Genomic DNA, 12,930 nt, shown 5'->3' on the forward strand with positions numbered 1-12,930 from the left:
ACCTTTCAGGTTTTTGAATTTAATTATTTTTTTATTTCTTTGTACGTTTTTAATTACACACAACGTTGTTTTTAATTCGCTACGCTGAGATTCAGCCTGTGCGTTGGTTTGTCGATTTTTCGAATCTGAAGAAAGTTGCGTCCGGTTTATCGCCTGATAATCAGCGAAAAAAATGAAAGAAAACCGACGTGAGATTGTTAATGACAGCATGCAAGCGTTGCATGCGCTGGCTAAGCTGATGCCTCAGCTTCATGCTCAATGTTCTCTGACCGACATGCTGACGACCATCAGTCGCGCGCTGGGCGCAAGTCTTGCCTGGGTAAGCGTTAATGGTGATGACGGGCTACAGCGCGTGGTATGCGCCGGGGAGATGACCTGCCATCCCTTCGAAGTGGCCGATTTCCTGGCGGACACCCTGCTCCAGCGGCATCATCGTTCATGGCGGGTGGTCTACTGGAAAGAGAATATTGGCCGTGCGTTATTTCCTCCTCAGCACCCGGGCTATGCGCAGTTGCATAGCGGTGTCCTGTGCAAACTTTCAACCCATAACTGGCACTGCAGCGGCTATTTCTTTTTAGCGTTTGATGAACGACTCTCTTCTCTGCCAATTCTGAAAAATATCGTCGTGGTGCTGGTCGAAAAATTAAAAGACTATTTCGCGGAAATTATTGCCCGGGAGAAAACTGCCCAGGAAATGCAGCGTGTCGTGACGCAATATAAGACGCTTTTTGAACGCGCCCCGGTTTTAATGAACTCTTTCGACAAATTTAACCGCTGCGTGCTGTGGAATGCCGAATGTGAAAAAGTATTCGGCTGGACGATGGCGGAGATCGCGGAACATGCCGATCCGCTTTCGCTGTTTTATCCTGACCCTGAAGAGCGACGGCGGGTAAGAGAGTCGGTCAATGTCTCGCCGCTGAAGGATATGTATGAGTGGCATCCGCTACGCAAAGACGGGACCCCGCTGACGGTGCTGTGGTCCAACATTCTGTTGCCGGACAACTCTATCCTCAATATTGGGCTGGATATCACCGAGCGGAAAAAAGCCGAGCAGCAGCTGCAGGTAAAAGCCACTACTGACGATCTCACCGGCTGCTTTAACCGTTCGGCGATTTTGCAGCAGCTTGAGCTTGCGCTGGCGGCCAGTGCCCGGCAGGAGGTTAACAGCCATTTTTGCGTCCTGATGTTTGACCTGGATTTCTTCAAACAGATCAACGATGAGTGGGGGCACCCGGTGGGTGATGCGGCGCTCCTTCACTTTTGTAACGCGATCCGTGAGTTATCTCCTTCAGATTCGGCATTAGGGCGCGTGGGAGGAGAAGAGTTTTTGCTCTTGCTGGCGCAAACAAACGGCAATGGCGCTGCGCAATTATCCGCCAGGTTGCGCACCTTTCTGCAAACCAACCCGCTAGCCGTGGGGGAGAGAAAACTGTCGCTGTCATTTAGTGCCGGGGTTGTGGAAGTAAACGGAGGACAGCGGGATACTTCAGTCTTGCTGAGGCGTGCCGATAAAGCATTATATGAGGCCAAGCATTCGGGGCGAGGAAAAACGGTGGTGGCAGCTGATTATTTATAAATCAACGAACAAAATACGCCCGAACAAATAGCATAAAATGCCATGTCGAGGTTATGATTTTTCGCGCTGTTACAAGTTTGGCTTAATCAACAATCGTCTGTTGTGTTATCTTCCCACCGCCCTTGCAGGCTGGATAATTATTTTCCTTAATTGAAACGGAACGAATACTTACAGTTTAGCTTACGGGAAAATATTATCGTCATAACGAAATTTAAGATTTTTAATACGAAAAGTCAGTTGCTAACTTCGCATGATTCATGCAACGTAATCACCTGTTTAACAAAGCATCCGGCCTTCATTACTACAGGCGTACAACATGCAGGGATATAGGGCGGGAAATGAATCGTAGCGCGCGGCGCAAAATGCTCAGGGTGGTAGGGATCATCATGGTAGTTATGCTGCCTGTGATGCTTGCGCTATGGTTTGCCCAGCTACGAGCCGTATCTGAAACAAGCGCCCAGCTACGGACATTTGCTGAACTGGCTTTAGACAAAACAGAACTGGTTATTCAACAGGTTGATCTGGCCCGGGACGAGGCTGAAAAATATCAGGGCGAGCTTTGCACGCCGGGACATCGTCAATATATGCTGAACGTTGTTCGTGGCCGGCTGTTTGTCGCCGATTTAATTTACGCTCAAGGTCAGAATTTTCTTTGTTCGACCGTTTTTACACCGGATCGTCCCTACGCTATTCCTGTCGCTAATTACACGCGTAAACCTGACGTCGCTATCTATTATTATCGCGACACCCCATTTTATACTGGTTATAAAATGACATATATGCAGCGCGGAAATTATGTGGTCGTCGTCAATCCACTTTCATACAGCGAAGTCATGTCCGCGGATCATTCTCTCTCATGGGGAGTGTACGACACGGTAACCAATGCTTTCTTTTCCGTCAGCCAGAAAGCCAATGTTTCTTTATTAAATTCGATGATTCGGGATAAGGAATCGGTATTTCAAAAAGATAACCGCTTTTATACGATCGTTAGTTCCCCCAAAAGACCGATTGCGGCCATTGTATCGACATCGAATAAACGCTTTTATGAAACGCTTTATCACCAGGCGACGTTGACGCTGCCGCTGGGCATGATCTGCAGCATTATTATTTTGCTGGTATGGTCCCGTACACATCGTGAGCTCAATTCGCCGGGGCGCTTACTGCACCGGGCACTGACCAAACGACAGCTTTGCGTGCACTATCAGCCGATTATTGATATCAAGAACAACCGGTGCGTGGGCGCGGAGGCGTTGTTACGCTGGCCTGGTTTTAACGGGCAGGTGATGAGTCCGGCGGAGTTTATTCCGCTGGCGGAAAATGAGGGGATGAGCGAGCGGATCACAGACTATGTCGTTGAAGAGGTGTTCAGCGATCTGGGTCATTTCCTGGCCGAGCATCCCCATCTCTATATTTCGATTAACCTGTCGGCCACGGATTTCCACTCCTCGCGGCTGATCGCCATGATTTCCGAGAAGGCTCGCCACTACGCCGTCCGTGCGCAGCAAATCAAAATAGAAGTGACGGAACGCGGTTTTATCGATGTGCCAAAAACCACGCCGGTGATACAGGCTTTCCGTCAGGCGGGTTATGAAGTCGCGATTGATGATTTTGGTACCGGTTACTCGAACCTGCACAACCTCTACTCGCTGAACGTGGATATCCTGAAAATCGATAAATCGTTTATCGATACCTTAACGACCAACAGTACCAGCCACCTGATCGCCGAGCATATTATCGAGATGGCGCAAAGCCTGCGGCTGAAAACCATTGCGGAAGGGGTAGAGACGGCAGAGCAGGTAAGCTGGCTGTTGAAGCGCGGCGTCCAGTTTTGTCAGGGATGGCACTTCGCGAAAGCGATGCCGCCCCAGGAATTTATGACCTGGCAGCAGCAACCTTTGCACTGATATTCATTAATTCAACTGGTGGCGATAGTCGCTCGGCGTGCGGTCAAACTCGCGGCGAAACACGCGGGAAAAGGTTTGTTGCGACACATAGCCAAGATCCATCGCGATATCAAAAATCGGCCGCTGCGTTGAGCGTAGCGCCTGCGCCGCCAGCAGCAGTCTGCGCTGGCGAATGTACTCACCCAGGGTCTGATGCATGACCGTGCGGAACATTCTCTGTAAATACCATTTCGAATAGCCCGACTTCTTAGCGACCACATCGATGTTCAACGGTTGGTCGATATGGTCATCAATCCATTCAATAAGCGTCTGAATAATCTGCTGATGCGACATAAGGTTGCCCCTCTGTAGATACAACTATCTCGGTTAATTCGTCGTTTTCTCTGCGGGGGAGTATAATTCCTCAAGTTAACTTGAGGTAAAGAGGTTTTATGGAAAAGAGATTGCCGCGAATTAAAGCGCTTTTAACCCCCGGCGAAGTGGCAAAGCGAAGCGGCGTTGCCGTGTCGGCGCTCCACTTCTATGAAAGCAAAGGGTTAATCAAGAGTATCCGTAACGGAGGAAACCAGCGCCGCTATACCCGCGATGTGCTCCGCTACGTAGCGATTATCAAAATTGCGCAACGAATCGGAATTCCCCTGGCCACGATCGGCGAGGCCTTTGGGGTGCTGCCGGAAGGGCACACGCTGAGCCCGAAAGAGTGGAAAGAGCTGTCATCCCAGTGGCGCGAAGAGCTGGACAGGCGTATCCATACGCTGGTCGCGCTGCGTGACGAACTGGATGGCTGCATTGGCTGCGGCTGCCTGTCGCGGAGCGATTGTCCGTTGCGTAACCCCGGGGACAAGCTGGGCGAGCAGGGGACGGGGGCACGGTTGCTGGAAGAGGACTGAGATTGCGCGGCAAAAAGCATATAAAGAACTAAAGCGCCACATAAGGGCGCTTTAGTTTTTCCCGGTCTTTGTCTTTCACTCTATCCCGCTGGTTCACGGGAGGGTTTCCCCCGACGTCAGCACCCCTCGTGTCGAGCTGGTTGGGGAGGTTCCGGATTGTGCTGACACTTTAATTCTATGCAAGACCCGTTTTTTCGCCAGCCTCGCTGACCGGTTTTTAGCCGAATTTTTTTCGCGGTGTTGTTCAATTTTCTATAGTTAAAAAGTATGAATAACCAGGAGAAAACCATGCTCACGGTACATCACCTAAACCAGTCGCGCTCGCATCGCGTGATCTGGGCGCTGGAAGAACTCGGCCTGCCTTATGAGATCGTTCACTATCAGCGTGAAAAGAACATGCTGGCACCTGAGGCTCTCAAAAAAGTGCATCCGTTGGGCAAATCACCGGTCATCGAAGATAACGGACTGATCCTCGCAGAGTCAGGCGCCATTCTGGAGTATCTGCAGGAAACGTACGATGCCGAGTCGCGGCTTAAGCCTTTAGATCCGGCACATAAGGTGCAGTACCGCTTCTGGCTGCACTACGCGGAAGGATCCCTGATGCCGCTGCTGTTAATGAAGCTGGTCTTCAACAGCCTCGGTAAGCCGCCGGTGCCGTTTGGTATCAGAACTTTGGGCAAAGCGCTGGGGCAGGGGGTGCAGAAAGCGTACCTCAACCGTCAGCTGGAAACCCATGCGCGCTTTATTGAGTCGCACCTAGCCAAAAACAGCTGGTTTGCCGGGGATGCGCTCAGCATGGCCGATATTCAGATGAGCTTTCCGATCTTTGCCCTGCTGGCGCGCGGCGGTATCGCTAATCTGCCGCATATTCAGGCCTGGAAGACAAAAGTTGAGAGCAGCCCTGGCTGGCAAAGAACTCTGGAGCAAGGGGGGCCGTTATCTATCCCGGGCGAGGACTGAAATGTAAACAAATTGCGCATAGACGATAACGTTTGCGCATCCTCTGTTTATTTCTTCAGCATCATAAGTGAATTTTAGCGAAAAACGATAAAGTTCAGTTGAAAAGGGCGGGGATTACGCTAGATAATCGTTTGCCTTAATTTGACCACCCGTTTGTAAGCGCGGAGCTAAACGTTTGCTTTTTTTGTGACGCCCTTTCGTCGCAAACGCAACACAAGGATTTGACGTTTAGCTGGCAGCGGCGTCTCCACCTCGCTTACGGACTTCCTAAAAAACTCTCAGGGGATGTTTTCTATGTCTACGCCATCTGCGCGTACTGGCGGTTCACTTGACGCCATGTTTAAAATTTCGGCTCGCGGCAGCACCGTGCGCCAGGAGATCGTTGCTGGTTTGACAACGTTTCTGGCGATGGTTTACTCCGTCATCGTTGTGCCGGGCATGCTGGGCAAAGCGGGCTTCCCGCCAGCGGCTGTCTTTGTGGCAACCTGCCTTGTGGCCGGCGTAGGCTCCATCGTGATGGGCCTGTGGGCGAACCTGCCGCTGGCGATTGGTTGCGCCATCTCCTTGACCGCGTTTACCGCGTTCAGCCTGGTGCTGGGCCAGCACATCAGCGTACCGGTTGCGCTGGGCGCCGTGTTCCTGATGGGTGTGCTGTTTACCGTTATTTCAGCGACCGGCATCCGTAGCTGGATCTTGCGCAACCTGCCGCAGGGCGTGGCGCACGGTACCGGCATCGGCATCGGCCTGTTCCTGCTGCTGATCGCCGCCAACGGCGTCGGTCTGGTCATCAAGAACCCGCTGGACGGTCTGCCGGTGGCGCTCGGCCATTTCGCCAGCTTCCCGGTGATTATGTCGCTGATCGGCCTGGCGGTGATTATCGGTCTGGAAAAACTGAAAGTCCCGGGCGGCATTCTGCTGACCATTATCGGCGTTTCCATTGTTGGCCTGATTTTCGATCCGAACGTCCATTTCTCCGGCATTTTCGCCATGCCGTCGCTGAGCGATGACAAAGGCAACTCCCTGATTGGCAGCCTGGATATCGTCGGCGCGCTGAACCCGGTGATCCTGCCAAGCGTGCTGGCGCTGGTGATGACCGCGGTGTTTGACGCGACCGGGACCATTCGTGCGGTGGCCGGTCAGGCGAACCTGCTGGATAAAGACGGTCAGATTATTGACGGTGGCAAAGCGCTGACGACGGACTCCCTGAGCAGCGTCTTCTCAGGCCTGGTGGGCGCAGCGCCTGCGGCGGTGTACATTGAGTCCGCAGCGGGTACAGCGGCAGGCGGTAAAACCGGCCTGACGGCGATCACCGTGGGCGTGCTGTTCATGCTGATCCTGTTCCTCTCTCCGCTCTCCTACCTAGTTCCGGCGTACGCGACCGCGCCAGCGCTGATGTACGTTGGCCTGCTGATGCTGAGCAACGTGGCGAAAATCGACTTTGCAGATTTCGTGGACGCCATGTCTGGCCTGATTACCGCGGTCTTCATCGTGCTGACCTGTAACATCGTGACCGGCATTATGATCGGCTTCGCGTCGCTGGTGATTGGTCGTCTGGTCTCCGGTGAGTGGCGCAAGCTGAATATCGGCACCGTGATTATCGCCGTTGCGCTGGTGGCGTTTTACGCGGGCGGCTGGGCTATCTAAATTGGCCTTTGATGCGAAAACGGGTGGCTCAGGCCGCCCGTTTTTATTTTCAGGACTCATCCTGTTGCCTTTTGCGTTACTCTGGGGAAGATAGAATAAAAGGCACGACGCCTTCCGGAGTACATAAGCAACACAGCAAACAGGGAACGCATGGAAATCTTCTTCACAATACTCATCATGACCCTTGTGGTCTCGCTATCCGGGGTGGTTACACGCGTACTGCCCTTTCAGGTCCCCCTGCCATTAATGCAAATTGCCATCGGCGCGCTGCTGGCGTGGCCGACGTTTGGCCTGCACGTGGAATTTGACCCCGAACTGTTCCTCGTGCTGTTTATCCCGCCACTGCTGTTTGCCGATGGCTGGAAAACGCCCACGCGCGAATTCCTTGAGCACGGGCGCGAGATCTTCGGCCTGGCGCTGGCGCTGGTGGTGGTCACCGTCGTCGGGATTGGTTTTCTGATCTACTGGGCGGTACCGGGCATTCCGTTAATACCGGCTTTTGCGCTGGCCGCCGTGCTGTCGCCAACCGATGCCGTGGCGTTGTCCGGCATTGTGGGTGAAGGCCGTATTCCGAAGAAAATCATGGGGATTTTACAGGGGGAGGCGCTGATGAACGACGCCTCTGGCCTGGTTGCCCTGAAGTTTGCCGTGGCCGTTGCGATGGGCACGATGGTCTTTACCGTCGGCGGCGCAACGCTGGAATTCTTCAAGGTAGCGATTGGCGGTATTCTCGCGGGCTTCGTGGTGAGCTGGCTGTACGGCCGCTCATTGCGCTTCCTCAGCCGCTGGGGCGGCGATGAACCCGCTACGCAGATCGTACTGCTGTTCCTGCTGCCGTTTGCCTCTTATCTGATTGCTGAACATATCGGCGTATCGGGCATTCTGGCGGCAGTGGCGGCAGGGATGACCATTACCCGCTCCGGTGTGATGCGCCGCGCGCCGCTGGCCATGCGTCTGCGTGCCAACAGCACCTGGGCCATGCTGGAGTTTGTCTTTAACGGCATGGTGTTCCTGCTGTTGGGCCTGCAGCTGCCGGGCATTATGGAATCCTCGCTGGTGGCGGCCGAAGCCGACCCGAACGTTGAGGTCTGGATGCTGTTTACCGACATCGTGCTGATCTACCTGGCGCTGATGCTGGTGCGTTTCGGCTGGCTGTGGACGATGAAAAACTTCAGCGTCCGTTTCCTGAAGAAAAAGCCGATGGAGTTCGGCTCGTGGACAACGCGTGAACTGCTGATTGCTTCTTTTGCGGGCGTACGCGGGGCGATCACCCTTGCCGGTGTCCTCTCCATTCCGCTGCTGCTGCCGACGGGCGACGTCTTCCCGGCGCGCTACGAGCTGGTCTTCCTGGCGGCGGGCGTGATTCTGTTCTCACTGTTTGTCGGCGTGATTATGCTGCCGATTTTACTCCAGCATATTGATGCCGGTGATTCGACCCAGCAGCATAAAGAGGAGCGTATTGCGCGGGCGGCTACCGCCGAAGTGGCGATTGTCGCTATCCAGAAAATGGAAGAACGTCTGGCCGCGGATGCGGAAGAGAACATCGACAATCAGCTGCTGACGGAAGTGAGTTCCCGCGTGATTGGTAACTTGCGCCGTCGCGCGGACGGGCGTAACGACGTGGAAAGCTCGCTGCAGGAGGAGAACCTTGAGCGTCGGTTCCGTCTGGCGGCGCTGCGCTCCGAGCGTGCCGAGCTGTATCACCTGCGCGCCACGCGCCAGATCAGCAACGAGACGCTGCAAAAGCTGCTGCACGATCTGGACCTGCTGGAAGCGCTGTTGATAGAGAATCAGTAGCGCTGTTTTGCCGGGTGGCGGCTTCGCCTTACCCGGCCTACGGTTCGAACGTAGGCCCGGTAAGCGCAGCGCCACCGGGCACTATTCAGACCGCACCCAAAACCCCTCACAACACTGCAGCCACGCCTGCGCGCTCTGCGACAAATAGACCCCTTCACGCCAGATCATCCCTAACTGCCAGTGCAGATCGCTCTCCAGCGGGATCCAGCGCAGCGTGTTTTTATCCAGACGCTCGCAAATCGGCTGCGGCAGAATGGCAATCCCCACGCCTGCCTGCACCATCGCCGCCAGGAAATCCCACTGCCCGCTGCGCACCGCAATGCGTGGCTTCACGTTATGCTGGTTAAACAGCGTCATCAGCTGGCGGCTGAGGGCGAAGTCTTCGTTGTAGATCAGCAGAGGGTGCTCGCCGAGCAGTTCAGGCTTCACCGACTCCCTCTTCAGCCAGTCGCCGGAGCGGGGCACCAGCACGCACAGCGGGTGGCTAAAGAGCGGAAGCGTCGCCAGGCCGCTCTCTTCCTCAACGGGGAGGGCGGTCATTGCTACGTCGAGCTCGCCGTTGGTGACGGCCTGCTGGACGGTTAACCCACCAAACTCCGAAATCTTCAGCTCTACGCCGGGATAACGCTGGCGAAACAGGCTAATCGGCCCGGCCATCATCATGCCGACCATCGGGGGAATGCCGAGGCGAAGCACCCCTTTGGTCAAATGGTTTATATCGTCCAGCTCCGCTTCCAGCTGGCGGAACTCCGCCAGAATCGCCAGCCCGCGTTCGAACACCACGCGTCCGGTGTCGGTCAGCAGCAGCTTGCGCCCGTCGCGGATCAGCAGGGTACAGTTCAGTTCATCTTCGAGGTTTTTCAGCATCTTGCTGATAGTGGGTTGGGTGACAAACAACTTCTCCGCTGCGCGGGTAAAACTTTGCTGACGAACCACTTCGACAAAATAGCGCAGCGTTCTTATGTCCATGATTATTCCTCGAAACTATACCTTTGATGATTTTAATTCATTTCAGTCCACACCGTGCGCTCACTATACTGGCGCCTCGTCTCATTTTTGAGGAAAACCCCCATGGCCGTGGCGTTAAGCCGTGTTACGCCTGCCGTTGTACAACGACTCCAGGTCCCGGTTCAGGTACTGCTCTACGCGGGACTGTTTGTTTTTGCCGAATATCTTGTCGGTTGGCTCCACCTGCCGCTGCCTGCCAACCTGGTGGGGATGCTGCTGATGCTGACGCTTATTCTGTGTCGCGTGATCCCCCTCAACTGGGTGCGCGCCGGGGCGCGCTGGCTGCTTGCGGAGATGCTGCTGTTCTTTGTCCCCGCCGTGGTGGCGGTGGTGAACTATGCGCAGCTGCTGATGGTGGACGGCTGGCGAATCTTTGCGGTGATCGCGCTGAGTACGTTGATGGTGCTGGGGGCGACCGCCTGGGTGGTGGATAAAGTCTACCGCTTTGAAATCAGCAGGCACAAACATGACTAACTTTCAGATCAGCGTCTTGTGCTTGATTGCGACGCTCGGGATCTACTTTGCCAACAAGCGACTGTATCGTCGTTTTCACGCCCTGCCGCTGATGCCGCTGGTCTTCACGCCGATCCTGCTGGTGCTGATGCTGGTCTTTGGCCACATTTCCTGGCAGAACTACATTGGCGAATCCCACTGGCTGCTGTGGCTGCTCGGCCCGGCGACCATCGCCTTTGCCGTGCCCGTTTACGACAACCTGGCGATTATCAAACGCCACTGGATGTCGCTCAGCGCAGGGGTGATCACCGCCACGGTGGTCGCGGTCTGTAGCTCCGTCTGGCTGGCGAGACTGTTTACGCTGCCCGATGAAATTCAGCGCAGCCTGGCCGTGCGCTCGGTGACCACGCCGTTTGCGCTGGCGGCGGCAAAACCGCTCGGCGGGCAGCCGGACCTGGTGGCGCTGTTTGTGGTGGTGACGGGCGTCTTTGGGATGGCGGTGGGCGATATGCTCTTTCTGCGGCTTTCCATTCGCGAAGGCATGGCGAAAGGGGCAGGGTTCGGCGCGGCGTCGCACGGCGCGGGCACGGCACGTTCGTATGAGCTGGGCCAGCAGGAGGGCGTTGTCGCGAGCCTGGTGATGATGCTGTCGGGCGTGGTGATGGTGCTGGTTGCACCGCTGGTGGCGTGGGTGATGTTTTAAGCTCCCCGGCCAGAATGGCCGGGGAGAAAGGCTTAGTGCGCGCGGCCCTGCTCGACGCCGAGACCGGTTTGTGAACGAATAAACTGGGCGCGGAATTTTTCGCGCTCCAGATTACCCTCCGGCGAATTGTCGGTGGCCGAGAAGAACCAGATGCCGATAAACGCCACGGCAATGGAGAACAGTGCCGGGTATTCATACGGGAAGATGGCGCTTGCGTGACCGAGGATCTGCACCCAGATCGTCGGGCCCAGAATCATCAGGATCACCGCCGTCAGCAGCCCCAGCCAGCCGCCAATCATCGCGCCACGGGTGGTCAGTTTCGACCAGTACATGGAGAGCAGGATGATCGGGAAGTTACAGCTTGCCGCAATGGAGAAGGCCAGCCCCACCATAAAGGCGATGTTTTGCTTCTCGAACAGAATGCCTAACAGAATCGCCACCACGCCCAGCACCAGCACGGTGATTTTGGAGACCTTCAGCTCATCGCGCTCGCTCGCGCCTTTGCGGAAGACGTTGGCGTAGAGGTCATGCGAGACCGCCGACGCCCCGGCCAGCGTCAGACCCGCAACCACCGCAAGAATGGTGGCGAAAGCCACGGCAGAGATAAAGCCGAGGAACAGGTTACCGCCCACCGCGTCCGCCAGGTGCACCGCCGCCATGTTGTTACCGCCAATCAGCGCGCCTGCGGCATCTTTAAATGCCGGGTTCGCCCCCACCAGCATGATCGCGCCAAAGCCGATGATAAAGGTCAGAATATAGAAGTAACCCATGAAGCCGGTGGCGTAGAAGACGCTCTTGCGCGCTTCACGCGCGTCGCTCACGGTGAAGAAGCGCATCAGAATATGCGGCAGACCCGCGGTACCGAACATCAGTCCGAGACCCAGTGAAAGCGCCGATATCGGGTCTTTCACCAGCCCGCCCGGGCTCATGATTGCTTCCCCTTTCGGGTGGACCGCCATGGCTTCGGTAAACAGGTTATTGAAGCTGAACCCGACGTGCTTCATCACCATAAAGGCCATAAAGCTGGCGCCGAACAGCAGCAGCACGGCTTTGATGATCTGCACCCAGGTCGTCGCCAGCATGCCGCCGAACAGCACGTACATCACCATCAGTACGCCAACCAGCACCACCGCGATATGGTAGTTCAGGCCGAACAGCAGTTGGATCAATTTACCCGCGCCCACCATCTGCGCAATCAGGTACAGCGCCACTACCACCAGCGAGCCGCAGGCGGAGAGGGTGCGAATCGGCCCCTGTTTCAGGCGATACGAGGCCACGTCGGCGAAGGTATAGCGGCCCAGGTTGCGCAGGCGCTCGGCAATCAGGAACAGGATGATCGGCCAGCCGACGAGGAAGCCGAGAGAGTAGATTAGACCGTCATAGCCGGAGGTGTAGACCAGCGCAGAGATGCCAAGGAAGGAGGCGGCGGACATAAAGTCACCCGCAATCGCCAGCCCGTTCTGGAAGCCGGTAATGTTGCCGCCTGCGGTGTAGTAATCGTTACGGGAGCGCACGCGTTTCGACGCCCAGTAAGTGATATACAGCGTCAGCACAACGAAAATCAGGAACATCACAATCGCCTGCCAGTTGGTCGGCTGGCGCTGTACCTCGCCGGTAATGGCATCCGCCGCGTGGGCGGCAAAGGGAAGTGTGGCGGCGAGCGCCGTCAGAACTCGCTTCATGATGCTTTTACCTCTTGCAGTACCGCTTTATTAAGACGATCGAATTCACCGTTCGCGCGCCAGACGTAGACGCCGGTCAGCAAGAATGAAATCACAATCACGCCAATGCCAATCGGGATGCCGCGCGTCACGCTGGTCCCCTCGTGCAACGGGGTGCCCAGCCAGTGTGGGGCAAAGGCGATCAGCAGAATAAAGCCGACATAGATAATCAGCATGATGATGGAAAGGATGAAGGCAAACCGTTGCCGCTTATCGACGAGCTCCCTGTAGTGCGCACTATTCTCTATCTGCTGACAAATATCGTTATTCATCA

General features: G+C 55.6%; 12 protein-coding genes. 8 read left to right on the plus strand and 4 right to left on the minus strand.

Annotated features, from left to right (window positions below; genetic code table 11):
• Positions 1-172 precede the first annotated feature (172 nt).
• Together GXP72_RS01680 and GXP72_RS01685 are read left to right on the plus strand one after the other, a co-directional pair.
• Entirely contained in the window at positions 173-1,576 is a 1,404-nt protein-coding gene (locus GXP72_RS01680) for a sensor domain-containing diguanylate cyclase (protein WP_090420752.1), read from the plus strand.
• 338 nt (positions 1,577-1,914) lie between these two features.
• The gene (locus tag GXP72_RS01685; protein ID WP_048989829.1) at positions 1,915-3,480 is read left to right on the plus strand and encodes an EAL domain-containing protein; all 1,566 of its coding nucleotides are present in this window, start codon (positions 1,915-1,917) and stop codon (positions 3,478-3,480) included.
• A 6-nt stretch (positions 3,481-3,486) separates the two neighbouring features.
• Here the strand turns inward: GXP72_RS01685 and soxS are convergent, their stop codons facing one another.
• Positions 3,487-3,813 (minus strand): superoxide response transcriptional regulator SoxS, encoded by a 327-nt coding sequence (soxS, locus tag GXP72_RS01690; RefSeq protein ID WP_008503387.1) that lies wholly within the window; start codon positions 3,811-3,813, stop codon positions 3,487-3,489.
• Positions 3,814-3,911: 98 nt separating this feature from the next.
• Here soxS and soxR point away from each other — a divergent pair, with 98 nt between their 5' ends.
• From soxR to GXP72_RS01710, 4 genes are all read left to right on the plus strand, one after another.
• Positions 3,912-4,370: a redox-sensitive transcriptional activator SoxR gene (gene soxR, locus GXP72_RS01695; protein ID WP_008503388.1), complete on the plus strand. Its 459-nt coding sequence runs from the start codon at positions 3,912-3,914 to the stop codon at positions 4,368-4,370.
• Positions 4,371-4,658: 288 nt separating this feature from the next.
• Positions 4,659-5,330, plus strand: a complete 672-nt coding sequence (locus GXP72_RS01700; RefSeq protein ID WP_024906726.1) for a glutathione S-transferase — start codon at positions 4,659-4,661, stop codon at positions 5,328-5,330.
• Between the two features lie 294 nt (positions 5,331-5,624).
• Positions 5,625-6,974: a guanine/hypoxanthine transporter GhxP gene (gene ghxP / locus GXP72_RS01705; RefSeq protein ID WP_032650612.1), complete on the plus strand. Its 1,350-nt coding sequence runs from the start codon at positions 5,625-5,627 to the stop codon at positions 6,972-6,974.
• A 150-nt stretch (positions 6,975-7,124) separates the two neighbouring features.
• Complete coding sequence (locus GXP72_RS01710; RefSeq protein WP_024906728.1) at positions 7,125-8,771, plus strand: Na+/H+ antiporter; 1,647 nt, start codon at positions 7,125-7,127, stop codon at positions 8,769-8,771.
• Positions 8,772-8,852: 81 nt separating this feature from the next.
• Here the strand turns inward: GXP72_RS01710 and GXP72_RS01715 are convergent, their stop codons facing one another.
• Positions 8,853-9,740 carry a LysR family transcriptional regulator gene (locus GXP72_RS01715; RefSeq protein ID WP_024906729.1) on the minus strand — a complete coding sequence of 296 codons (888 nt, stop codon included), beginning with the start codon at positions 9,738-9,740 and terminating at the stop codon, positions 8,853-8,855.
• A gap of 102 nt (positions 9,741-9,842) precedes the next feature.
• Between GXP72_RS01715 and GXP72_RS01720 the strand changes: the two genes are divergently transcribed.
• Both GXP72_RS01720 and GXP72_RS01725 read left to right on the plus strand, forming a co-directional pair.
• Positions 9,843-10,253, plus strand: coding sequence for a CidA/LrgA family protein (locus GXP72_RS01720; RefSeq protein WP_021242769.1), 411 nt, complete (start codon positions 9,843-9,845; stop codon positions 10,251-10,253).
• The gene (locus GXP72_RS01725; protein ID WP_024906731.1) at positions 10,246-10,935 is read left to right on the plus strand and encodes an LrgB family protein; all 690 of its coding nucleotides are present in this window, start codon (positions 10,246-10,248) and stop codon (positions 10,933-10,935) included. The genes GXP72_RS01720 and GXP72_RS01725 overlap by 8 nt, the downstream gene beginning before the upstream one ends.
• Positions 10,936-10,967: 32 nt before the next feature.
• Here GXP72_RS01725 and actP read toward each other — a convergent pair whose 3' ends face one another.
• Positions 10,968-12,617 carry a cation/acetate symporter ActP gene (gene actP / locus GXP72_RS01730; RefSeq protein WP_024906732.1) on the minus strand — a complete coding sequence of 550 codons (1,650 nt, stop codon included), beginning with the start codon at positions 12,615-12,617 and terminating at the stop codon, positions 10,968-10,970.
• Positions 12,614-12,928 carry a DUF485 domain-containing protein gene (locus GXP72_RS01735; RefSeq protein ID WP_024906733.1) on the minus strand — a complete coding sequence of 105 codons (315 nt, stop codon included), beginning with the start codon at positions 12,926-12,928 and terminating at the stop codon, positions 12,614-12,616. Before GXP72_RS01735 ends, actP begins: the two co-directional genes overlap by 4 nt.
• Between the last annotated feature and the right edge of the window lie 2 nt (positions 12,929-12,930).

Source organism: Enterobacter sp. SES19 (genome assembly GCF_011765665.1).
Taxonomy (GTDB): Bacteria; Pseudomonadota; Gammaproteobacteria; order Enterobacterales; family Enterobacteriaceae; genus Enterobacter; species Enterobacter pseudoroggenkampii.

Bases quoted from the DNA above. Each gene is read 5' to 3' on its own strand.
- GXP72_RS01680 (WP_090420752.1), top strand. From the start codon at position 173: ATGAAAGAAAACCGACGTGAGATTGTTAATGACAGCATGCAAGCGTTG.
- GXP72_RS01685 (WP_048989829.1), top strand. From the start codon at position 1,915: ATGAATCGTAGCGCGCGGCGCAAAATGCTCAGGGTGGTAGGGATCATC.
- soxS (WP_008503387.1), bottom strand. From the start codon at position 3,813: ATGTCGCATCAGCAGATTATTCAGACGCTTATTGAATGGATTGATGAC.
- soxR (WP_008503388.1), top strand. From the start codon at position 3,912: ATGGAAAAGAGATTGCCGCGAATTAAAGCGCTTTTAACCCCCGGCGAA.
- GXP72_RS01700 (WP_024906726.1), top strand. From the start codon at position 4,659: ATGCTCACGGTACATCACCTAAACCAGTCGCGCTCGCATCGCGTGATC.
- ghxP (WP_032650612.1), top strand. From the start codon at position 5,625: ATGTCTACGCCATCTGCGCGTACTGGCGGTTCACTTGACGCCATGTTT.
- GXP72_RS01710 (WP_024906728.1), top strand. From the start codon at position 7,125: ATGGAAATCTTCTTCACAATACTCATCATGACCCTTGTGGTCTCGCTA.
- GXP72_RS01715 (WP_024906729.1), bottom strand. From the start codon at position 9,740: ATGGACATAAGAACGCTGCGCTATTTTGTCGAAGTGGTTCGTCAGCAA.
- GXP72_RS01720 (WP_021242769.1), top strand. From the start codon at position 9,843: ATGGCCGTGGCGTTAAGCCGTGTTACGCCTGCCGTTGTACAACGACTC.
- GXP72_RS01725 (WP_024906731.1), top strand. From the start codon at position 10,246: ATGACTAACTTTCAGATCAGCGTCTTGTGCTTGATTGCGACGCTCGGG.
- actP (WP_024906732.1), bottom strand. From the start codon at position 12,617: ATGAAGCGAGTTCTGACGGCGCTCGCCGCCACACTTCCCTTTGCCGCC.
- GXP72_RS01735 (WP_024906733.1), bottom strand. From the start codon at position 12,928: ATGAATAACGATATTTGTCAGCAGATAGAGAATAGTGCGCACTACAGG.